The organism is Kitasatospora mediocidica KCTC 9733, from assembly GCF_000744225.1.
Lineage (GTDB): Bacteria > Actinomycetota > Actinomycetes > Streptomycetales > Streptomycetaceae > Kitasatospora > Kitasatospora mediocidica.
The window spans coordinates 900057-922117 of record NZ_JQLN01000005.1; the positions used below are offsets into that span (position 1 = coordinate 900057).

Below are 22061 nucleotides of genomic sequence, written 5' to 3' on the forward strand. Positions count from 1 at the left end.
TGCGCCACAAAGAACTCCGCCGCTCAGCGGGTCCCGCGGTGCAGGGCGACGATGCCGCCGGTGAGGTTGCGCCAGGCGACCTTCGTCCAGCCGGCCTGCTGGAGTTTGACGGCCAGCTCGGGCTGGTCGGGCCAGGCGCGGATCGACTCGGCGAGGTAGACGTAGGCGTCGGGGTTGCTGCTGACCCGGGTCGCGACGGGCGGCAGGGCGCGCATCAGGTACTCGGTGTAGACGGTCCGCAGCGGCGTCCAGGTCGGGGTGGAGAACTCGCAGATCACGACCTTGCCACCGGGCTTGGTGACCCGGTGCATCTCGCGCAGCGCCGCGTCGGTGTCCTGCACGTTGCGCAGGGCGAAGGAGATCGTGACGGCGTCGAACGAGGCGTCCGCGAAAGGCAGCCGGGTCGCGTCGCCGGCGGTCAGCGGGAGCTCGGGGTGGCGGCGCTTGCCCTCGGCGAGCATGCCGATCGAGAAGTCGCACGGGACGACCTTGGCGCCGGCCTCCGCGAACGGGAGCGAGGAGGTGCCGGTGCCCGCGCCGAGGTCCAGCACCAGCTCACCGGGCTTGGCGTCGACCGCCTCGGCCACCGCGCGGCGCCAGGCGCGGGCCTGGCCGAGCGAGAGCACGTCGTTGGTCCGGTCGTACTTGGCCGCGACGTCGTCGAACATGGCGGCGACTTCGTGCGGCTGCTTGTCCAGAGAGGCTCGGGTCATCACGCCCCTATTCTTCACCCTGGCGACGACAGTCCCGCGCGCGGGCTCGGCCCGGCGTCCCGCAGCGCACCCGGCGCACGCTCAGCGCAGCGCGCGGCGGCCGCCCTTGCGCCGTCGCCGGGAGCGCTTGCCGTGGGTGATCGCGGGCATTCCGTCGGCCAGCGCCTCGGTCGCGAAGGCCATCGTGGCGCGGATCCTGCGCTCGCCGCGCACCCGGACCCCCTCCGCACGCCGGAACCGCAGGATCCGCGCCATGCAGAGCGCGAAGAGCACCAGCGCGACCGGCACGCTGGTCTGCGCCAGCCGGACCCCGGCGGCCTGCGGGTAGTGCTGGTCGCAGACCCGGACCGCGCCCGCGTCGTCGGCGGCGTGCTCCAAGCAGATCGGGTCGCCGACCTTGGCGGTGGTCGGCAGGGTGAGGTCGGTGGCGCGCCGCTGCCCGCCGTCGGCCTGGTAGCTGACGGAACTGTAGGTGGCGCTGCCGCCCGGCAGCTGGGTGACGGTCCCCTGCACCCGCACCGGGTGCGCGCCGATCCGGTCCGCGAGGTCGGCCTGTCGCCAGCCGAGCACGCACATGCCGAGCGCCAGCACGGCGCTGAGCACCGCCCCGAGGTACCAACCTCGGCCGATCCTGGGGGTGGCGGACGGGGATCGCATGCTGAGCGGTGACCTGGCTTCCGTAAGGCGCGGTGAGGTGTCCTGCTTCGCCGGGACGGGCCACGCGGGACTGACCGGGATCGTAACTGCTGGCGCCCCCTCAGGTCACGGCGAGGGGGTATCAGGACGTCGGCACACGGACGGAGTTCGGACGCCGACGATCCCCCGGAGCACGGCTCAGCGCCGGCGGTGCAGCAGCCGTCCGGCCAGCACGGTGGCCGTACAGGCCTGGTCGGCGGGGGTTTCGGCGGGCTCGAAGACCGCGAAGTCGGCCCGGCCCCCGGGGGTCAGCGCACCGTGCGGAACGGTCGTCGAGAACGCTTGGGGACCGAGCAGCAGTTCGGCCACAAAGGGATCCGAATCGGTCGGAGTGAGACCGATTTCGGTCAGCCCGGTGAACGGCGGCACCACCAGCAGCCCGGAGCGGCTCACCGCCGTCCGCACCGCCGTGCGCTCGAACGGACCGGCCAGCGCGGTCGCCCCGTGCGCGAGCAGCCGTTGCAGTCCGCGCCGGGCACTGCCGCCCCACTCGGCGTCGGTCAGCTCGCGCGGCGGCGCCAACGGGTCCTCGCCCAGCTCCTCACGCGGGTCGGGGTGGTAGCACCGCTCCAGCAGGGCCCCGCCGTACGGGTGGGCCCGGCCCGGGGTCAGCGTCCCCTCCCAGGCGCGCACCCGGGCCTCGGGGTACCCGGCGGCCAGCTCGTCGTAGCGGCCGAGCGCCGCCACCCGGTCCCCGCGCACCAGCACCGCCCCGTCGGAGACCGGCGGGGCGGTGCTGGAGGCCACCAGGACGGTGGCCCGGTGCAGGGTCAGCATCAGGTGGTGCTGAGGATCTTCAGCTCCGGGTGCGCGGTGCCGCCCTCGATCGCGGTGGAGGCGATGTGCGAGGCGACCCGCGGGTCGACCGGGTCGTTCGCCGGGTCGTCCAGCACCCGCAGGTGCTGGTAGGTGGTGGAGCGCTGCGCGGGCGTGCGCCCGGCGGTGCGGATCAGGTGGATCAGCTCGGTGAGGTTGGACCGGTGCTTGGCGCCGGCCGCCGAGACCACGTTCTCCTCCAGCATGACCGAGCCCAGGTCGTCCGCGCCGTAGTGCAGCGAGAGCTGGCCGGCCTCCTTGCCGGTGGTCAGCCAGGAGCCCTGGATGTGCGCCACGTTGTCGAGGAAGAGCCGTGCGATCGCGATCATCCGCAGGTACTCGAAGACGGTGGCCTGGGTGGAGCCCTTGAGGTGGTTGTTCTGCGGCTGGTACGTGTACGGGATGAACGCGCGGAAGCCGCCCGTCCGGTCCTGCACCTCGCGGATCATCCGCAGGTGCTCGATCCGCTCGGCGTTGGTCTCGCCGGTGCCCATCAGCATGGTGGAGGTGGACTCCACTCCCAGGCCGTGCGAGATCTCCATGATCTCCAACCAGCGCTCGCCGGACTCCTTGAGCGGCGCGATCGCCTTGCGCGGACGCTCCGGCAGCAGCTCGGCGCCGGCGCCGGCGAACGAGTCCAGGCCGGCCGCGTGGATCCGGGTGATCGCCTCCTCGACCGACACCTTGGAGAGCCGCGCCATGTGCTCGACCTCGGAGGCGCCCAGCGAGTGGATCACCAGCTGCGGGAAGTCGGCCTTGATGGCGGAGAAGGCGCGCTCGTAGTACTCGACGCCGTAGTCCGGGTGGTGGCCGCCCTGGAACATGATCTGGGTGCCGCCCAGCTCGACCGTCTCCGCGCAGCGGCGCAGGATCTCGTCGAGGTCGCGGGACCAGCCCTTGTCGCTCTTCGGCGCCACGTAGAACGCGCAGAACTTGCAGGCCGTCACGCAGACGTTGGTGTAGTTGATGTTGCGCTCGATGATGTACGTCGCGATGTGCTCGGTACCGGCGTAGCGGCGGCGGCGCACCGCGTCGGCGGCCGCGCCGAGGGCGTGCAGCGGGGCGGAGCGGTAGAGCTCCAGGGCCTCCTCCGCGGAGATCCGGCCCCCGGCCGCGGCCCGGTCGAGGACGGCCTGCAGATCGGTGCTGGGCGCGTCGGAGGTCGCTGCGGGCTCGGACACCTGGGGGCCTACTTTCTGTCCGGAGAGATGACCGGACCAGCCTACGCCAGGGCCCCGGGGCCGCTCGGGGCAGTTCGCCCGCCACGCCCGGAGCCCTCCGCAGGGCCCTCCGCGGGCACTAGTTCGGGACGGCCGGCTCCAGCAGTCGGACCACCACGTCGGGCGCGAACCCGCTGTCGTGGCCCACCCGGCGGGCGAACTCGGCGATCCCGGCCAACTGCCGCTCGCCCAGCGAGAAGTCCAGCGCCTCGCCGAAGTAGCGCTCCAGCACCGCCGCGTCGAAGTTCTCCCAGCGCGCCACCTGCGCGGCCACCTGCCCGACCTCGGCCATGGAGAGGTCCCGGGACTCCAGGAACGCCCGGTGCACCTCCGCCACCGTCCCGGGCCGGCTGTCGGCGAAGTCCCGCCGGGCCGCCCAGACCGCGAAGACGAACGGCAGCCCGGTCCACTCCTTCCACATCAGCCCGAGGTCGTGGACCGTCAGGCCGCTCTCCGGCGTGGACTCCAGGGTGGCCCGCAGCGCCGGGTCGCCGATCAGCACCGCGGCGTCGGCCTGCGCGAGCATCGCGTCCAGGTCGGGCGGGCAGCTGAAGTACTCGGGACGGACCCCCTCGCGCTCCTCCAGCAGCAGCCGGGCCAGCCGGACGGACGTCCGGCTGGTCGAGCCCAGCGCGACCGGGCGGCCGTCCAGTTCGGCGAGCGGGACCTTGCTGACGATCACGCAGGACATCACCGGCCCGTCGCTGCCGACCGCGATGTCCGGGAGCACCACCAACTCGTCGGCGTGCCGCAGGTACTCCACGCAGGTGATCGGACCGATGTCGAGCGAGCCGTCGACCAGGCGGTCGCTCAGCTTCTCGGGGGTGTCCTTGGCGAGGTCGAGGTCGAGCAGGCTGCCGGTGCGGGCCAGCCCCCAGTAGAGCGGCAGACAGTTCAGGAACTGAATGTGGCCGACTCGGGGGCGCACCGCCCGCTGCCCCGCCTCGACGTCCGTACGGCTCGCGCCGCCCGAGATCCCAGAGCCTTCCACCAGACCAGCCACCGCGCGCTCCCTTGCCCGTTCGTCCTGTCTTCGCAGGGTATGCCCGTGCCTGGCCGCAGCCCCTCCACCCCCCTCCCCGACACACCATCGACGCTCCACCGCCGGACCACCCGCGGACCGCTGACAGACCGGTCGGACACCACTCGGGCGGCTCAGGAGACCTCTGGTCGAGGCCGCGCCTGCGTGCTACCGTTCCACCCAGTTGCAGTTTGATTCCCCTTGCAGTACTTGAAGCCTGCGGAGCATGTAACCCGCGGGCTTTTTGTAGTTTTTCAGCATGTTTGCGAAAAACTCCGGGCCCGCCCGGAGGCGGGGCGATCAGCGCAGCGGACCGGATGCCACACGGTGTGGTGTCCACCACGTCCCTCGCAAGGAGAACGGCATGGCTCAGGGAACCGTCAAGTGGTTCAACGCTGAGAAGGGCTTCGGCTTCATCGCCCAGGACGGCGGCGGCCCCGACGTCTTCGTCCACTACTCCGCCATCAACGCGAACGGTTTCCGCTCGCTGGAGGAGAACCAGGCGGTCTCGTTCGACGTCACCCAGGGCCCGAAGGGCCCGCAGGCGGAGAACGTCAGCGTCGTTTGATCATCCTCCGGATGACCTGATCGCTCAGGACCTCGCCCCGTGCCGGGTCCCTCGTCGGCCCTCCCCAGGGCCGCAGAGCATGACTTGCAGTACCAAGGGGGCCCGCCGCGTCACACGACCGGCGGGCCCCCTGCCGTTGGCTGGTGACTCCCCGCCCGGCTACCAGGGCACCGCGTTCACCGTCGCATCCGGCCACTGCACGGATGTACCGGCCTCGTTCAACGACCAGGCCTCCTCGCTCCAGCTGGACCGACGGCACCGCTCGACCCGACCCGCGAGCCCCTCCTCCCTCAGGTGATCATCTGAAGGGGGAGGGGCTCGCGCCGTTCATCAGGCGGCAGTCAGAACCTTCTCGGTCGCGGCCGTCCTGCTCTCGACCGCCTTGCCCGGGTCGAGGTCGCCGGTCGGGCTGTTGTAGGCGGCGAGGTCGAGGGTCTTCTCGCGGGCCGCGACCAGGATCGGGACCACCGACTGGCCGGCCACGTTGGTCGCCGTGCGCATCATGTCCAGGATCGGGTCGATGGCGAGCAGCAGGCCGACGCCCTCCAGCGGGAGGCCGAGGGTGGAGAGGGTCAGGGTCAGCATCACGATGGCGCCGGTGAGGCCCGCGGTGGCGGCGGAGCCGATCACCGAGACGAAGGCGATCAGCAGGTAGTCGCCGATCCCGAGGTGGATGCCGTAGACCTGGGCCACGAAGATCGCGGCGATCGACGGGTAGATCGCGGCGCAGCCGTCCATCTTGGTCGTCGCGCCGAACGGGACGGCGAAGCTGGCGTATTCGCTCGGGACGCCGAGGCGCTCGGTGACCCGGCGGGTGACCGGCAGGGTGCCGACCGAGGAGCGTGAGACGAAGGCCAACTGGATGGCGGGCCAGGCGCCCTTGAAGAAGTTGAGCGGGTTGAGTCCGCCGACGAAGCGCAGCAGCAGCGAGTAGACGCCGAACAGCACCAGGGCGCAGCCGAGGTAGATGTCGGCGGTGAAGGTGGCCAGCGGCTGGAGCAGGTCCCAGCCGTACACGGCGACCGACTTGCCGATCAGGCCGAGGGTGCCGAGCGGGGCGAGCCGGATCACCCACCACAGGGCGGTCTGCACGAGTTCGAGCAGCGACTCGTTGAACCGGAGGATCGGCGCGGCCTTCTCGCCGACCTTCAGGATCGCGGCACCGGCCACCACGGCGAGGAAGACGATCTGCAGGACGTTCACCTTGAGGAAGGCGTCCGCGATGTTGGTCGGGATGATCCCGGTCAGGAAGTCGACCCAGGAGCCGGAGTCCGCGGGGGCCTTGAGGCCGGTGGTGGAGAGGTGGGTGCCGCGGCCGGGATTGGTGACCAGACCGATCGTCAGGCCGATGGAGACCGCGATGAGACTGGTGATCAGAAACCAGAGCAGTGTTCGCGCCGCCAGCCGGGCGGCGTTGGTGACATTGCGGAGGTTGGCGATGGAGACCACGATCGCCGTGAACACCAGCGGCGGGACGGCCAGCTTCAGCAGCTGGACGAAGGTCTTGCCGATGGTGTCCAGCGTGGTGGTGAGCCAGGAGACGTCGTTCTGCCGGGCGACGAAGCCCAGCAGCACGCCGAGCACGAGCCCGGCGACGATCTGCACCCAGAACGGGGTGCGGCGGATCCGGGCGAGCGCCGAGGGCGGCGCGGTGGAGGACGGCTGGGCGGCTGGTGCTGCGGACATGGCGGGACGGCTCCGGGGAAGGGCGTGGCGGGCGAGGAGAAAGCAGAAGGAGAGGGGAGGGGAGCGGGCGGCACGACGACGCAAACCCACCCGGACAGGGAGAAACCCGGGTGTTCGGTGGAGCGGAGCTTCGTACCGCCTAGCTACAGCTGCGACGCGGGGGGCGACACGCGCCGCGGCTGTCCACGGCACCACCGGCGGTCAGGCGGCACGGCATCGACGGCAGCGCGCACGGCATGAGCGGGCCGCTCATGTCCTGCTGCCGGGGTGCGCCTGAGGTGGTCATGAGCGACACGTTAGCAGTAAAGATTTGAGATGTTCAAAGTACTTGTTTGAGATGCGGGCACGAACGACCCATCTCCACCCCACCCACTCTCAGGCATATCGGATTGACCGGCGATCGGTTATACGTATAACTTCATAGGGTCCAGCACCCCTGCCGCCCGGGAGACACCCCGTGGGCTACCTCGCCCTGCTCCGCGCCCCGCACGTCACCCGGCTGCTCTTCGGCACCCTGCTCGGCCGCCTCCCGGCCGGCATGACCGCCCTGGTCATCGCCCTCGCACTGCGCGAGGCCGGCGCGCCCTACAGCAGGATCGGCCTGGCCACCGCCGCCTACGCGATCGCCGCAGCGGTCGGCGGACCGGTGCTCGGACGGATCGTCGACCGCACCGGCCAACCCCGGGTGCTGCTCTGCGCCGCCGTGGTGGCCGGCTTCGGCTATGCGCTCCTCGCCCTGACGCCCGGCAGCCCGATCGGCGCGCCGGTCGGAGCCGCGATCGCCGGACTCGCGATGCCGCCGCTGGAGCCGTGCCTGCGCGCGCTCTGGCCGGTCGTCGTCGAGGAGGAGCAGCTCGACACCGCCTACGCCTTCGACTCGGCCTCCCAGCAGATCCTCTACGTCGCCGGGCCGCTAGCGGTGGCCGGCATCGCCGGCTGGCTGAGCCCGGTCGCCGCGCTCTGGACAGCGGCCGGCCTCGGCCTGCTCGGCGCCCTGGTGGTGGCCACCGCCGCCCCGGCCCGCGCCTGGCAGGCGCCGCCGCGCGGGCACGGCGCCGGACTGCTCGGGCCGCTGCGCTCCCCCGGCCTGGTGCTGCTGCTGGTCGGCCTGGCCGGCGCGGGCTGGACGGTCGGCTCGCAGAACGTCCTCTTCATCGCGTACGCCGAGCGCCACCACGGCCAACTCGTCGGCGGCGCGGGGACCCTGCTGGCGCTGGCCGCCCTCGGCGGGCTGGTCGGCGCGCTCGGGTACGGCGCGGTCCAGTGGCGCAGCAGCACCGCCACCCGCACCTGGGTGCTGGCGCTCGCGATGGCCCTCTCCTACCTGCCGCTGCTGCTGCTTCCGGGCGCCGGGCCGATGGCCGGGCTGGCGCTGCTCTCGGGCATCGGCCTGGCGCCGCTGCTGGCGGCCGCGTTCGTCCTGGTCGCCGAGCTGGCGCCGACCGGCACGGTGACCGAGGCGTTCGCCTGGCTGGTCACCCTCTTCGCCACCGGGAACGCGCTGGGCTACGCGGTCTCGGGCTCGCTGGTCGCGAACTCGCTGACGGCGGTGGCCTGGTGCTCGGTCGGCGGGATCTCGCTGGGCGCCCTGCTGCTGTTCGGCGCCCGCCGCCTGTTCGGGACGGCTCCGGTCGGCGGCGACGACGGCAGCCAGGTCGCCGGGCTGGTCACCGCCGCCTGAACCGGACGACGGCCGGGCCCGCTCCCGCTCCCCGCAGACGGCAGCGCGCCACCACCCACGACGGGTGGTGGCGCGCTGCCGTTCACGCGCGCGGTGGTCGTCAGCCGTGGCGGCCCCGGCGTGGGCGGGTCGCCAGGAACAGGACCGTGCCACCGGCCGTCAGGATCGCCGCGAGGGCGGCGAACAGCGTGACCGGAGCGCCGGCACCGGTGTGCGGCAGCTCACCGTCCGGGTGCCACGGGTGCCAGGAGTGCGACGGCACCGGCGGGGTCGGCGGCGTGGGCGGCGGGGTGGGAGGCGTCGGCGGCGGCGTCGGGGGCGTCGGCGGCGGGGTGGGAGGCGTCGGCGGCGGGGTGGGAGGCGTCGGCGGCGGCGTCGGGGGCGTCGGCGGGACCGGCAGGATCAGCCCCATGTCCAGGTCGAGGTACCGCATCCCGCCGCTCAGCGCGACCGTCTGCGTCACCCCGGTGGCCGGGTCGGCGTCGGAGTCCAGCGCCGGGTCGGCGCCCACGTGCCGCCGGGTGACCGTGGCCCCCTTCGGCAGCATGGCCAGGTCGAACCGGACCGAGTAGCTGCCGTCCGGGAGGTCCGCGAAGAGGTAGTGCCCGTTGGCGTCAGTGACTGTCGTGACCGGAGCACCGCTCTTGTTTCGGATCACCATTCCCGTTCCGTCCAACAAGTGAACGGTCACGCCCTGCACGCCCGGCTCACCGGGCTGCTGCAGACCGTCCTGGTTGACGTCGTCCCAGACCAGATCGCCCAGCGCGTTGAACGGCCGGTCCGGCCGCTTGACCGCGATGCCGACCTTGGCCGGCTCGGCGGGCAGCAGCGGGCTCCCGGTCGAGTCGGTGGCGGTGTAGGCGAAGCTGTTCCACGCGAAGCTCTGGTCCGGCGCATCGATCGAGGCGACCATCGGCCAGCTCAGCGTGAAGACCCCGCCCGGCGGCAGGCTGCCGGGCCGGTGGATCCGGAACCAGGTGGCGGCCCCGGGCCCGGGGAAGGTCGTGCTCCAGGCCGCCCCGGCGTTGCACGGCCCGGGCGCGGGCAGCTCGGCCGGCCGGCACGGGTTGGGGTCGGTGGTGTACTCGATCACCACCGTCGGATCGCTGCTGACCAGCGGCTGGGTGAGCGAGGGCGTCCAGCCGCTGCCACGCGCGATGTCCGGACGCAGCACGTACCCGTCGCCCGGGCCGGGCAGCCGGTCGTAGGCGACGAAGTCGGTGACCGCCTCCGCCGAGTCGTTGCGCACGGTCATCCGGTACGACAGCGAGCCGCCCGGCGAGGTGGTGCCCACGCTGCCGTAATCCGCGTCCAGGTCGCCCTTGACCTCCTTGAACGCCCGCAGCACCTTCGGCACCTGCACCTCGACCTGCGAGGAGGCGTGGCAGAGCTTCTCGGTGGTGTCGCCGTTGCCGTTCAGGTCCGTGGTGTCGGGGACGCCGGTGTCGGTGCCGAAGTTCATGCAGGTCACCGGCACGGACGGGCCGTCGACGGTCACGTAGATGTCGTTGGTCAGCGTCCCGGCCGAGGCGCTGCCGGCCACCTGGGCGTCGATCAGCGTCCGGTAGGCGCGGCTGTCGTGCAGGTACATCATGTCGGGGCTGCCGGCCGGCCAGGTCATCCGCAGCAGCTGGCGGCCGTCCCGGCCGGGCAGCACCACGACCTCCTGCGGGCCCTTCGCCTCGGGGTAGGCCGGGTCGGGCCGGGCGGACCCCTCGACGTAGACCAGCCCGGGCGGCAGCAGGTCGAAGAGGACCAGCGGCTTGTCCAGCACCCGGCCGGTGCGGTTGTAGGGGATCACCTGGAAGGTCGCGGTCGCGCCGGGGGCCAGCACCGCGCCGGCCGTGGTGGTCTTGGCGGCGCCGAGGTTGGTGCCGTCGGTGACCGTCAGGTCGGCGCAGGCGTTGGACATGGAGGTGTTGCTGCCGTCGGTGCCGGCCACGTCGACGCAGTTGGTCAGCGGCTTCGGCGCGCTGCGGCCGTCGTGTCCGGTGGCCAGCACCTGCACCAGGACCTGCACCGAGTTGCCCGGGCTCCAGCCGGTGGGGATGGGGCCGTTCCAGCTGAACCGCAGGCCGTCCAGCCAGCGGCCGGCCGGGATGCCGAGCACGTCGTTCGCGGGGTCGCCGGCCCCCTCGGCGAAGGTGATCCGGCGGGCGGCGGCGCCGTTGAAGGCGGTCCCGGGGGTGAAGGCGTGCCAGGCCGGATCGCCGTCGAGCCGGTACTCCAGGGTGAGCGCGATGCTGCTCGGGTTCCAGGCGTCGAGCTGGACGGACTGCGGGGCGAACCAGTTGTAGAGGCCCGCCGTGGTGCCGTTGCCCGGATCGGTCATCACCAGGCTGGTGGCCGGAGCGGCCAGGTTGGTGGCGAAGAGGCTGAACCCGGCGACGTCACCGGAGGTCGCGCCGGACGGCCAGGTCTTGCGGGCCTGGACCTGGACGCCGGTGACGGGCGGCTGGAACGGACTGGTGGTGGCGTCCGCGCTGGAGAGCTCCCGGTCGGCGTCGGGTCCCAGCGGGTCACCGCTGAGCGTCACCCGGTTGGTGGAGGTGGTGCCGTTGGGGAAGGTGGGGAGGGGGTAGTCGACCACCATCACGCCGGGGGTGCGACAGCCTGCCTGGCCGTTGCCGGAGCGGAAGGCCCCGATGTCATACGTCCAGACGTTCGGGTCGGTGCTGACCTGCGACCAGCCGGGCGAGCGCGCGGTGTCGACGACGGCGCCGACCGGCAGGGTGTCGGTCAGGTGGGAGGCGTCCAGGTCGACGTTGGGCACCCGGTCCTTGGAGCAGGCGCTGAACTGGTAGGTGACCGTCCGGCCGTCCTGGCTGGTGTTCTGCACCCCCTTGGTCACCGTGTACTGCGGCTGGACCACGGCCATGGTGCTCGCCGTTCCGGTCTGCACGGGCTCGCCGTCGGCGGTCAGGGTGGCCGAGTTGGTGTCCTTGGTGCCGTTGGCGGTGCTGAAGTTGGGGTACTTCAGCACCACCTGGATGCCGGCCGTGGTGCCCGGCGTCAGGTCGAGCAGCTTGATCTTCAGCGTGCCGCCCTTGGACCCGACGGCCGGCACGCTCGACCCCGGCACGTCCACCGAGGAGGCGTCCGGCGTCCAGCCGACGAACTCCATGTCGGGCGGCAGGCTGTCGGTGATCACGCCGTTGGCGCAGTCGGTGACCGAGCAGGTGTACCGGAGGGTGAACGTGACGTTCTCGCCCGGCGCCACGGTGGCCTTGTCCACGGTCTTGCTGAAGGTGACGGCTGCCTGAGCGGGCGGGGCCAGCGCCGCGCCAGTGAAGAGTGAGCCTGCTAGCAGGCCCAGGGCCACGCCGAACCGGGCTGCTCTGAGCCGGGGTCCGGGCCGGGGCCGACTGTGATTCGTCCGCATGATCAGCAGTTCAACCGACCACCGCCGCACCGACGCGTCGACGCGATCTGATCGGACGACGTTTCACACGATCGGCTCAGCCGATCGTCACCCGGGTCAGCAGACCGCCACGGTCGACGATCTGACGACCAGTGAGGTGGTCAGCGGCTCGACCTCCCGCACCGGTTCCCCGTGCAGCAGCCCGGCCAGCGCCGCGATCCCGGCCCGGCCCAACCGCTCGCCCGGCAGGTCCAGCGTGGTCAGCGGCGGGGTGAGCAGTCCGGCCACCGCGACGTTGTCGATGCCGACCACCGAGACGTCCGCCGGGATCCGCAACCCCAGCTCGGCCGCCGCCTGGTAGAGCCCGGAGGCCACCACGTCGTCGTCGCAGACCACGGCCCGCGGCCGGTCGGGCCGGTCCAGCAGTTCGAGCCCGGCCAGCCGGGCCGCGGCTGCCCCGTTGTTCAGCCGGACCCCGAGCTCCAGCACCTCCAGGCCCCGGGCGGCCTGCTCGAAGGCGGCCTGCCGGACCCGGAAGGTGTACGCGGCGTGGGACGAGCGCAGCCGTCCGATCCGCCGGTGGCCGAGCCCCACCAGATGCGCGACGACCGCCCGCATGCCGCCCGCGAGGTCGAGCTCGACGGTGGGGGCGCCGCCGGCGGTGGCCGGGTCGGCGTCCAGGAAGACCGCCGGGGTGCCGGGCGGCAGCGCGCCGAGCTGGCCGTCGTCCGGGGAGCAGATCAGCAGGCCGTCGAACCGGCTGGTGGTGGCCGCCTCGGCCAGCGTCGCGGCGTTCCACCCGGAGCTGACCACCACGGCCAGCCCGTGCCGCGCCGCCTCCTCGTGCACGCCCGCCAGCACCCGGCCGAAGAACGGTCCCTGGAGGTTCGGCACCGCGAGCAGCGCCATGCCGCTGCGACCCAGCCGCAGCTGCCGGCCGGCCGCCTGCGGCCGGTAGCCGAGGCCGCGCGCCGCGTCCAGCACCCGCTGCCGGGTGGTCTCGGAAACCCGGTGGCCCGCCTCGGAGCCGGAGAACACCAGCGAGACGGTGGCCTGCGAGACACCGGCCAGCTGCGCCACGTCGCGCCCGGTCGGGCGACGCGGCGTGGACCTGTGCTCCTGGGGGGCGGACGGCTGCTTCACCTCGGTGCCGGACCTGCGCCTACTGCGCCCGCGCGGCGTCGTCGGCCGCGTCCTCCTCGGCGTTCTGCGCCGCGATCCGCCGACTGGTGCGGGTGCGCAGCCCCTCCACCTTGCCGACGATCTGCTCCGACATCTCGTCGCGCTGCTTGCTCAGCACCACGTAGCTGATCGGGGCCGAGACCAGGCCCGCGAGCAGGACCAGGAAGATCACCCCGGCCGGGCCCGCCACCGGGATGATCCCGAAGTGGCCCAGCAGCGTGGCGATCAGCAGGCAGGCGAGGAAGATGCTGGCCCGCAGGGAGGTGTATCGGAGCGTGGCGTGCGACTTCGTGCTCACGGAAGGCTTCCTTCTTCACGGGTACGGCGGTGGGGCTGCGGGGCGGACGGCTGTGCGGTGACCGGCCCGACCGGACGGGGCGGACCGGCCTCCCAGTGAAGCATGCCCGCCACCGAGCACCGACAGGCCCTACGGGCGCAGCTCCAGCCAGAAGGTGATCTCGTCCCGGTCGTCCCCCGCCCCGATCCGGATCGCGCCGGGCACCCGGCCCACCTCCCGGTAGCCGCAGCGCTGGTAGAACCGCTCCAGGCCCTGGCCGCCGCGTGCCGTCAGCCGCAGCCCGGCCAGCCCCCAGTCCCGGGCGACCCGCTCCGCCTGGGCCATCAGCTGCCCGCCGTAACCCCGGCCCTGGAAGTCGGGGTGGACCATGACCCGCGCGAGCAGCCGCCAGTGGTCCATCAGGCCGAAGCGCATCGACTCGAAGAAGAGCACCCCGGCCAGCCGGCCGTCCGCCGTCTCCCGAGCGACCAGCAGCCGGTCGGCCCAGGGGTCCTCGGCCGTGCCGACGGCGGCGAGCTGCTTGGCCGCGGTGGCCCGGACGTCGTCCTCGGTGACCGGCGGGACGAAGCCGACGGCGCCGCCGGCGTTGCTGGCGTCGGTCCAGAGCGTGAGGATCTCCGCGCCCAGCTCGTCGGTCAGGTCGGGGTCCAGCGCGAAGTGCAGGCTCATCGGGCCATTCTCGGCCACGGCCGTCAGGCGGCCGCGGCCGCCTCCGCGCCCGGGCGGCCCGACCGCAGCGCCAGGCAGAGCAGCACCGCGACCGCGCACAGTCCGCCCGCGCCGTACCAGGCGAGCGTGTAGTCGCCCAGCTTGTCGCGCACCAGGCCGGCCAGCGTGGCGACCACCGCGGCGCCGATCTGGTGGAAGGCCAGCACCCAGCCGAAGACGATCGGGGCGTCCTCGCCGAAGTGCCGGCGGCAGAGCGCCACGGTGGGCGGGACGGTGGCGACCCAGTCCAGGCCGTAGAAGATCACGAAGGCCAGGATCGGCGGCTTGAGCGTGCCGGCGAACAGCTGCGGCAGCAGGACCAGCGAGATGCCGCGCAGCGTGTAGTAGACGATCAGCAGCCGGCGCGAGTCCACCCGGTCGGTGAACCAGCCGCTCGCGACCGTGCCGACCACGTCGAAGAGGCCGATCAGCGCGAGCAGGCTCGCCGCCGTGGTCTCCGGCAGGCCGTGGTCGTGCGCGGCGGGGATGAAGTGTGTCCCGACCAGTCCGTTGGTGGTCGCCCCGCAGATCGCGAACGACCCGGCGAGCAGCCAGAACGCGCGGTGCCGGGCGGCCGTCCGCAGCACTCGCAGGGTACGGGCCAGCGCGCTGCCGTCTGGCCGGGCGGGCACCGGATCGCCCGGGCGGGCGCCGTAGGGCAGCAGGCCGAGGTCGGCCGGCCGCTCGCGCATCAGCAGCAGCACCGGGACGGAGACCACGGTCGCCGAGAGCGAGACCACCACCACCGCGGCCTTCCAGCCCTGCGCCTGCACCAGCCAGGCGAGGACCGGCATGAAGACCAGGTTCCCGGCCGCGCCGGCCGCCGTCAGCACACCGGTCACCAGCCCCTGGCGGGCCTGGAACCAGCGGCCGCTGATGGTGCTGGCGAAGGCCCCCGCCATCGAACCGCTGCCCAGGCCCACCAGCACACCCCAGCAGAGCACCAGTTGCCAGCTCTGCGTCATCAGGACGGTCAGCCCGGAGCCGATCGAGATGGTCAGCAGCGCGCAGACGGTGACCAACCGGACGCCGAACCGGTCCATCAGCGCGGCGGCGAACGGCGCGGTCAGCCCGTACAGCACCAGGTTGACCGAGACGGCGCTGCCGATCGTGGCCCGGGACCAGCCGAACTGGCTGTTCCAGGCGTCCATCATCAGGCTGGGGGCGGACCGGAAACCGGCCGAGCCGACCAGGACGAGCAGTGCCACGGCGGCCACCACCCACGCGTAGTGCAGCCGCGGCGGGCGGTCGGGGCGCTGGTCCTGCCGGTGGGGGGCCGTGCTCAGTTCGGTCACCCGGCCGAGTCTCACGGGCCGCCGCCGCCCGGACGAGTGGCCTGACTGCCATCTTCCGCAAGGATCCGGCCACACCCCCCGGTTGGTTTTGGCCGACGCCTTCAGCTGCCCGCCCGACGCAGGCCGCGAATGGGCGGCGTGAGCAGCAGTGCGGCCACCACCAGCAGCCCGACCACCGCACCGCCGTACAGGACCGCCCGGGCCCCGAAGGCACCGGCGGCCGGTCCCGCCAGCGCGCTGCCGAGCGGGACCATGCAGACCGAGCCGGCCACCTCGTAGGCGTGGATCCGGTTCAGCACCTCGCCCGGCACCTGGGTCTGCACGCTGGTGGCCCACATGACGCCCCAGAAGGTGTTGCCCGCGCCGCACACCACCAAGGCCGGCACCAGCAGCGGGAGCGGCAGGTCCAGCGCGATCCCGATCGGGTAGAGCGGAAAGGTGAGCATCGCCAGGCCGCCCACGGCGAGCGGGTGGACCGGCTTGAAGCGGATCGCCAGCAGGCCGCCGAGCACGGTGCCGACCCCGAACGCCGAACTGAGCAGCCCGTACACCGCCGAGCCGTGCGCGGGCACCACCAGGCTCGCGGTCAGCGGGATCAGCGGCCCGTACGCGAGCACGCTGAAGCCCATCCAGATCACGATCACGCCCCACATCCAGCTGCGCGAGCGGAACTCGTGCCAGCCGACCACCAGGTTGCGCCAGAGGCTGTCGCCGGGCGGCGGCGCGGGCACCGGGCCGAGCCGCAGGCTCAGCAGGCAGACCGCGCTGAGGCCGAAGGTCGCCGCGGCGATCAGCATCACCCAGCCGGTGGCCGCCGCGCCGACCAGCGCGCCGGCCAGCGCCGGGCCGACCAGCGCGGTGACCGCCTCCGCCGTCCGCAGCACGCCGTTGGCGCCCTGCACGTCGCGGGCCACCAGCGGGACGGTGCTGGCCGCACCGGGCTGGAACATCGCGCCCGCGGCGCCGGCCACCGCCAGCAGTCCGTAGAGCTGCCAGGTGTGGCCGATGCCCTGGAAGAAGAGCACGGCCAGCAGGATCCGGGTGACCAGGTTCGCGCAGTCCGCGCCGATCATCATCCGGCGCGCGGTGAACCGGTCGGCCAGCACCCCGCCGAAGAGGATCAGTGCGGCGAACGGGCCCAGCCACCAGGCCAGCGCGTAGCCGACCGTGCCGACGCCGTGGCCGGAGCCGATCAGCCCGGCCGAGACGGCGACCGGCAGCATCGCGTCGCCCAGCAGGCCCGAACTGCGGGCGGTGAAGTAGAGCCGGAACGCGCCGGACCAGATGGCGGGTCCGGCGGGCGGCGGCGGTCCGGGGAGGAGCGGGCGATCGGCGTGCCGGGTGGTCTCCTGATCAGTCACAGGCAGCAGTTTTGGTGTAGACCACTGCGGATATCCAGTGGTTTTGGGATCACAATGTGGCTATGACGGCACTGCATCGCGTCGCGGTACTCGCGCTCGACCGGGTGATCGCGTTCGAACTGGGCATCCCCTCACGGATCTTCGGGTCGGCCACGGCTCCGGACGGCTCCCCGCTCTACCAGGTGCAGACGTGCACCATGGACGGCGGCCCGGTGGCCACCAGCAGCGACTTCCGGATCGCCGTCGACCACGGCCCCGAACTGCTGGAACAGGCCGACACCGTGCTGGTGCCCGCCGCCCGCGACCTGGGACCGCCGTACCTGGACGGCCGGTTGACGCCGGAGCTGGCCGCGGCCCTGGCGCGGATCCGGCCCGGCGCCCGGGTGGCCTCGATCTGCACCGGCGCCTTCGTACTGGCCTCGGCCGGCCTGCTGGACGGCCGTCCCGCCACCACCCACTGGCGCTACACCGACCGGTTCGCCGAGCTCTTCCCCCAGGTCCGGCTGGCCCCGGACGTCCTCTACACCGACGACGGCGACGTGCTGACCTCCGGCGGGGTGGCGGCCGGGGTCGACCTCTGCCTGCACATGGTCCGGCGCGACCACGGCGGCGCGGTGGCCAACCAGGTGGCCAGGCACTGCCTGGTACCGCCGTGGCGCGAGGGCGGACAGCGCCAGTACGTGGACCTGCCCGTCCCCCCGGCGGCGCCGACCGGCAGCACCGCGGCCGCGCGCTCCTGGGCGCTGGAGCACCTGGCCGAGCCGCCGGCGCTGCGCGAACTGGCGGACCGGGCGGGGATGAGCGTGCGGACCTTCACCCGGCGGTTCCGCGAGGAGACCGGCAGCAGCCCGGGGCAGTGGCTGACGGTGCAGCGGACCGCGCGGGCCCGGGAGCTGCTGGAGCTGACCGATCTGAGCATCGACCAGGTGGCACGGCAGTCCGGGTTCGGCACGGCGGCCTCGCTCCGCTCCCAGCTGCGCGGCCGGCTGGACGTGCCACCGAGCACCTATCGGCGCACCTTCCGCGCGGCCGCGGACTGACGGTGCGGTCGCGGGCTGACGGTGCGGCCGCGGACTGACGGTGCGGTCCCGGGTTGACGGTGCGTTCGCGGGCCGACGGCGGGAGGCCCCCGGTGGAGAACGGCCGCGCCGGGCACGGACCGGCGCGGCCGCCAGGTACGGGCCCTGACCCGTCCTGCGGCGCTCCGCACTCGCCAAGGCCACCGCGGTCGACCGGAGAGCGCTCCGATCCCCCTGACCGTCAGTTCCTTGGCGTCCCCTCGCGTCGGAGAGCTGCACCCAAGAGTGATCAGCTGCCTACGTCACGTCAATGGTTTGTCCGAAATTCGGAATGGTTGCACTCACTTTCGGCCTGACACCGGCTCGGACCAGCCATCGAGCCGCCCCGAAAGGCCCCGAACGGCTCCCGGCTCCACAGCCGGTCAGGCCGTCAGCACGGCGCGGTCGCGCGCCGGCAGCGCGGCCGGCTCGCCGTGGTCCAGCTCGCACCAGACCCGCTTGCCCGAGCCGTCCGGGTACCAGCCCCAGCGCTCGCAGAGCAGCTCGACCAGCTCCAGGCCGCGCCCGTTGGTCGCCTCACCGCCCGCGCAGCGCGGCGCCGGTGCGGTGCAGCTCGCGTCCGCGACCTCCACCCGCAGCGGACCGGGCCCCTCCGGCCAGACCAGCCGCAGCACGGCCGGACAACCCGTGTGCACCACGGCGTTGGTCACCAGCTCGGAGACCACCAGCACCAGCGTCTCGGCGAACGGCGCGTCCGTGTCGAGTCCGCGGGCGAGCAACCTGGTCCGCACCCATCGGCGGGCCCGGCCGACCTCAGCGGGGTCGGCGGACACTGCCAGCTGTACCTGAAGCACCTGCACCGCTCCACCACCCGCGAGACGATCTACCGGTCGGACTGTCATGGCTTCGGCACCAATACGGCCCAGGATGATCCGGGGGGACCAGTGCGGCAAGTGCTTCGGGCATATTCCAGCGATCGGGGGACAAGCCGGTGCATACTGGCCTGCTCACCTTCGTGAGCTCCGCACGGGCGTGACGAAAGTACCGCTCCGGACCTGCTGTGCGGTGGCGGCCACGCGACGAACCACCCGTCCGACATATGTCCAGTGTGCTCGAACGCCCGTGGCTGCTCTTCGTATGAATAGCCTCCCTGCGGCCGCTCCCCGCTATACCGTGGAGCCATGACCGCCCCCGACTGGGACCAGCAGATGCGCTCCCGGCTGGCCCGGGGTGAGGAGTCCGCCCTCGGCGAGCTGTACGACCAACTGTCACCGCTGGTGCACGGCCTGGCCGGCCGCATCCTGGCGGACGAGAGTGCGGCGGCCCAGCTCACCCGGGAGGTCTTCGGCCATCTCTGGGCGCATCCGGAGGAGTTCGACCCGACGGAGCGTTCGTTGCGCTCCTGGATAGGTGAACTCACCCATCAGCGTGCCGTGCAGCGGCTGCGCCGGGGCGCGCTGGACGCGGAGGAGATCAGCGAGCGGGTGGCGACCGCCCAGGTGCAGTACGTGGTCGCCGCCCTGCCGCCCACCCTGCGCCAGACCATCGAAACCGCCTGGTCCGACGGCCGGACGTATCAGGAGACCGCCCGTCAACTGGGCATCAGTGAGCAGGTCGCCAAGCAACGGCTCCGGCTCGGGCTGCAACTGCTGGCATCGGAACTGGAGTTCGGCTCGTGATGACGGAGCTGGAACACGAGGCACTGCGCGGCCTGCTCGGCGCGTGGGCTCTGCGGGCCTGCCTCTCCGACGAGGCGGGCGAGCTGGAGCGGCACTTCGACGTGTGCCCCGACTGCGCCGAGGAGGGCGCCCGGCTGCGGCACGCCGCCGCGCGGCTCTCCACCGACGACCCGTTGGACCGCCCGGACGGGCTGCGCCAGCAGGTCCTGGACTTCTGCCTGGCCCGCCGGGCACCCGAACTGCCGCTGGCGCCGTGGGTGGGACCGTACGCCGCCGAGACCGCCAAGCTGGACGCCCTGCTGCGCGACCTGGGCCGCTCCGAGTGGCAGGAGAGCGTCGAACTGCCTTGGCACGGCGGGGTGCTGCGGCGCAACCCGGCCGCGGTGCTCTGCCACCTGGCGGCGGTGGACGGGCTGCTGGCCGTCGCACTCGGACTGCCCGATCCGGTCGAACCGGCCGGCTCGGCCGCGCCGGCGGATCCGCACGGCCCGGTCGATCCGTTCCCCCGGGTACCCGCGCAGGCCCGGTCCTCGGCCGACCCCTGGGACCATCTGCTGGAGCGCAGCGACCTGCTGGCCGAGGCCCGCTCCGACCTGAGCCCGGACGCCGTCCGCACCCTCTGGCGCCAGCAGAGCCTGGCGGTCATCCGCACCGTGCAGCCGGGCAGTTCGGCGCTGGTCCGGTACGGCCCGGGCGCCGAGCTGCCGGTCCGGGACGCCTTCGTCGACCGCGCCTTCGAGTGCTGGATCCACGGCGAGGACGTGGCGCGGGCTGTCGACTACCCGTACGCCGGACCGGCGCCGCAGCATCTGCGGCAGATGGTGGACCTGGCCGCCCGGATGCTGCCCACCGTCCTCGCCGGGCTGCGGACGGCCGCGTACGCCGGTGCCGGGGGCCGGCCGCAACCGGCGGCCCGGCTGCTGAAGTTGGTGATCGAGGGTCCGGCGGCCGGCGAGTGGCTGATCCCGCTGGACGCCGAGCGCCGCCCGGAACCCGACCCGAACCCGGACCCGAACCCCGACCCGGAGCTCGTCGCCGAACTGGTGATGGACGGTATCGAGTTCTGCCAGCTGGCCGCCGCGCACCGCGATCCCGAGCGGCTCCCGGTCGGCGAGTACGGCGACCGGGCGGCCATCCGCGAGGTGCTCACGGCCGTACCGCTGCTCTCCCGGCCGTAGGACTCGGACCGGCCTCAGGCCTCAGGCCTCAGGCGAAGACGACGGTACGGGACCCGTTCAGCAGCACCCGGTGCTCGCTGTGCCACTTCACCGCGCGGGCGAGTGCCTGGCACTCCACGTCCCGGCCCAGTGCGACCAGCTGGTCCGGCGACACGTCGTGCGTCACCCGGGCGACCTCCTGCTCGATGATCGGCCCCTCGTCCAGGTCGGCCGTCACGTAGTGCGCGGTCGCACCGATCAGCTTCACGCCCCGGGCGTGCGCCTGGTGGTACGGCTTGGCGCCCTTGAAGCTCGGCAGGAACGAGTGGTGGATGTTGATCACCCGGCCGGAGAGCGCCTTGCACAGGGTGTCCGACAGCACCTGCATGTAGCGCGCCAGCACCACCAGCTCCACCCCCTGCGCCTCGACCAGGTCGAGCAGCTGCTGCTCGGCCTGCGCCTTGGTGTCCCGGGTGACCGGCAGGTGCACGAAGGGGACCCCGTAGGACTCGGTGAGCTCGGCGAAGTCCTCGTGGTTGGAGACCACCGCGGCGATCTCCACCGGCAGCGCGCCGATCCGGGTGCGGAACAGCAGGTCGTTCAGGCAGTGCCCGAACTTGCTGACCATCAGCACCACCCGCATCCGCTCCGCGCTCGGGTGGATCGCCCAGTCCATCCGGAACGAGGCGCCGATCGCGGCGAAGCTGGCCCGCAGCTTGTCGACGCTGACCGGCTGCTCGGCCGAGAAGTGCACCCGCATGAAGAACAGGCCGCTGTCGCTGTCCCGGTCGCCGAACTGCTGGCTGTCGATGATGTTGCAGCCGGTCATGAACAGGTAGCTGGAGACCGCGTGGACGATCCCCTGCTTGTCGGGACAGGAGAGGGTCAGCACGTACTGGGTGGGCTCCGCCGGGGCCTGCTGCATTGACATTGGCCAAGCCTGCCACACGGCGGACCCGGCCCTCACCGCCATGTCAACCCCCGGACACCCGCTCTCCTCAGCCGACCTGGGTGAGGATCCGCAGCACCTCCAGCGAGCGCGGCGGCGCCGCGGGGTCCTCGCCGTCGTTGGCCGCCAGCAGGCGGTGCGCGTCGGCGGCGGCGCGCACCGCCTCCGGCCAGTCGGGGTGCGCGAGGTAGGTGGTGGCCGGGGCGTCCGCCCCCACCTCGTGCAGGATGCGCAGCACTCGCAGCACCGCGGCGTCGACCAGCGCGGCCTCGTCCGCGTCGCGGACCACCGTGCCGATGTACTTCTCGGCCGACCAGCGGTCCAGCCAGCTGTCCTCGACGAGGCGGTAGACGGCATCGGTGACGTCACCGAAGCCGTCCCGGCCGGCCACCCAGTAGTCCTGCTGGAAGACCGGGTCGGCAAGCATGTGCAGGGCGGAGCGCAACCGGGCGCGCCAGCGCCACCAGGGCAGATCGTTGAGCGGCATGCCGCCCATCGTGCTGGAGCGGCGCCCCGTACGAGAAGGGTTTCGAGCAGACCTGTCCGAAGATTCTGTGCTGAACGCCATGGCAAGGGATCGTACGTTCCGGTCGAGTGCGAGTTCTACACGCGTCCACCCCTGGAGTTCCCGACGGGTTGTCCGCCCGTTCG

20 protein-coding genes are annotated in these 22061 nt (G+C 72.7%); 5 read left to right on the forward strand and 15 right to left on the reverse strand.

What is annotated here, in order from left to right; translation table 11 throughout:
- Positions 1-23: 23 nt before the first annotated feature.
- The 5 genes from BS80_RS18015 to BS80_RS18035 form a co-directional block, all read right to left on the reverse strand.
- Entirely contained in the window at positions 24-713 is a 690-nt protein-coding gene (locus tag BS80_RS18015) for a demethylmenaquinone methyltransferase (RefSeq protein ID WP_035798636.1), read from the reverse strand.
- Positions 714-794: 81 nt separating this feature from the next.
- Complete coding sequence (locus BS80_RS18020) at positions 795-1370, reverse strand: hypothetical protein (RefSeq protein ID WP_157536349.1); 576 nt, start codon at positions 1368-1370, stop codon at positions 795-797.
- Positions 1371-1547: 177 nt separating this feature from the next.
- The gene (locus tag BS80_RS18025; RefSeq protein ID WP_035798639.1) at positions 1548-2186 is read right to left on the reverse strand and encodes an imidazolonepropionase-like domain-containing protein; all 639 of its coding nucleotides are present in this window, start codon (positions 2184-2186) and stop codon (positions 1548-1550) included.
- Positions 2186-3406 (reverse strand): cyclic dehypoxanthinyl futalosine synthase, encoded by a 1221-nt coding sequence (gene mqnC, locus BS80_RS18030; RefSeq protein ID WP_051966748.1) that lies wholly within the window; start codon positions 3404-3406, stop codon positions 2186-2188. Before mqnC ends, BS80_RS18025 begins: the two co-directional genes overlap by 1 nt.
- A gap of 118 nt (positions 3407-3524) precedes the next feature.
- The gene (locus BS80_RS18035) at positions 3525-4421 is read right to left on the reverse strand and encodes a menaquinone biosynthetic enzyme MqnA/MqnD family protein (RefSeq protein ID WP_035801733.1); all 897 of its coding nucleotides are present in this window, start codon (positions 4419-4421) and stop codon (positions 3525-3527) included.
- Between the two features lie 409 nt (positions 4422-4830).
- On the opposite strand from BS80_RS18035, the gene BS80_RS18040 reads away from it, so the two are divergent.
- Positions 4831-5034, forward strand: a complete 204-nt coding sequence (locus tag BS80_RS18040; RefSeq protein WP_035798641.1) for a cold-shock protein — start codon at positions 4831-4833, stop codon at positions 5032-5034.
- Positions 5035-5364: 330 nt separating this feature from the next.
- Here BS80_RS18040 and BS80_RS18045 read toward each other — a convergent pair whose 3' ends face one another.
- A complete protein-coding gene (locus tag BS80_RS18045; RefSeq protein WP_035798643.1) occupies positions 5365-6720 on the reverse strand; it encodes a dicarboxylate/amino acid:cation symporter in 1356 nt (451 codons plus the stop codon).
- A gap of 457 nt (positions 6721-7177) precedes the next feature.
- Here BS80_RS18045 and BS80_RS18050 point away from each other — a divergent pair, with 457 nt between their 5' ends.
- Complete coding sequence (locus tag BS80_RS18050) at positions 7178-8401, forward strand: MFS transporter (protein WP_063772005.1); 1224 nt, start codon at positions 7178-7180, stop codon at positions 8399-8401.
- Positions 8402-8501: 100 nt separating this feature from the next.
- Here the strand turns inward: BS80_RS18050 and BS80_RS18055 are convergent, their stop codons facing one another.
- The 6 genes from BS80_RS18055 to BS80_RS18080 all read right to left on the reverse strand — a co-directional run bounded on the left by BS80_RS18055 (position 8502) and on the right by BS80_RS18080 (position 16606).
- Complete coding sequence (locus BS80_RS18055) at positions 8502-11783, reverse strand: SdrD B-like domain-containing protein (protein ID WP_157536350.1); 3282 nt, start codon at positions 11781-11783, stop codon at positions 8502-8504.
- Positions 11784-11879: 96 nt separating this feature from the next.
- Positions 11880-12905: a LacI family DNA-binding transcriptional regulator gene (locus BS80_RS18060; RefSeq protein ID WP_035798649.1), complete on the reverse strand. Its 1026-nt coding sequence runs from the start codon at positions 12903-12905 to the stop codon at positions 11880-11882.
- 19 nt (positions 12906-12924) lie between these two features.
- Positions 12925-13242, reverse strand: coding sequence for a DUF4229 domain-containing protein (locus BS80_RS18065; protein WP_035798652.1), 318 nt, complete (start codon positions 13240-13242; stop codon positions 12925-12927).
- Positions 13243-13371: 129 nt separating this feature from the next.
- The gene (locus BS80_RS18070; protein ID WP_035798653.1) at positions 13372-13911 is read right to left on the reverse strand and encodes a GNAT family N-acetyltransferase; all 540 of its coding nucleotides are present in this window, start codon (positions 13909-13911) and stop codon (positions 13372-13374) included.
- Between the two features lie 23 nt (positions 13912-13934).
- Positions 13935-15245, reverse strand: coding sequence for an MFS transporter (locus BS80_RS18075; protein ID WP_157536352.1), 1311 nt, complete (start codon positions 15243-15245; stop codon positions 13935-13937).
- Positions 15246-15346: 101 nt separating this feature from the next.
- Positions 15347-16606: an MFS transporter gene (locus BS80_RS18080; protein ID WP_232246521.1), complete on the reverse strand. Its 1260-nt coding sequence runs from the start codon at positions 16604-16606 to the stop codon at positions 15347-15349.
- Between the two features lie 62 nt (positions 16607-16668).
- Here BS80_RS18080 and BS80_RS18085 point away from each other — a divergent pair, with 62 nt between their 5' ends.
- Positions 16669-17646: a GlxA family transcriptional regulator gene (locus BS80_RS18085; RefSeq protein ID WP_035798656.1), complete on the forward strand. Its 978-nt coding sequence runs from the start codon at positions 16669-16671 to the stop codon at positions 17644-17646.
- Between the two features lie 401 nt (positions 17647-18047).
- Here the strand turns inward: BS80_RS18085 and BS80_RS18090 are convergent, their stop codons facing one another.
- Positions 18048-18485: an ATP-binding protein gene (locus tag BS80_RS18090; RefSeq protein WP_035798667.1), complete on the reverse strand. Its 438-nt coding sequence runs from the start codon at positions 18483-18485 to the stop codon at positions 18048-18050.
- A 321-nt stretch (positions 18486-18806) separates the two neighbouring features.
- Between BS80_RS18090 and BS80_RS18095 the strand changes: the two genes are divergently transcribed.
- Positions 18807-19304 (forward strand): sigma-70 family RNA polymerase sigma factor, encoded by a 498-nt coding sequence (locus BS80_RS18095; protein WP_035798677.1) that lies wholly within the window; start codon positions 18807-18809, stop codon positions 19302-19304.
- Positions 19304-20482: a hypothetical protein gene (locus BS80_RS18100; protein WP_035798680.1), complete on the forward strand. Its 1179-nt coding sequence runs from the start codon at positions 19304-19306 to the stop codon at positions 20480-20482. Before BS80_RS18095 ends, BS80_RS18100 begins: the two co-directional genes overlap by 1 nt.
- A gap of 28 nt (positions 20483-20510) precedes the next feature.
- Here BS80_RS18100 and purU read toward each other — a convergent pair whose 3' ends face one another.
- Together purU and BS80_RS18110 are read right to left on the reverse strand one after the other, a co-directional pair.
- A complete protein-coding gene (gene purU / locus BS80_RS18105) occupies positions 20511-21392 on the reverse strand; it encodes a formyltetrahydrofolate deformylase (protein ID WP_035798682.1) in 882 nt (293 codons plus the stop codon).
- Positions 21393-21459: 67 nt separating this feature from the next.
- Positions 21460-21978 carry an SCO4402 family protein gene (locus BS80_RS18110; RefSeq protein WP_083974872.1) on the reverse strand — a complete coding sequence of 173 codons (519 nt, stop codon included), beginning with the start codon at positions 21976-21978 and terminating at the stop codon, positions 21460-21462.
- Positions 21979-22061: the final 83 nt, after the last annotated feature.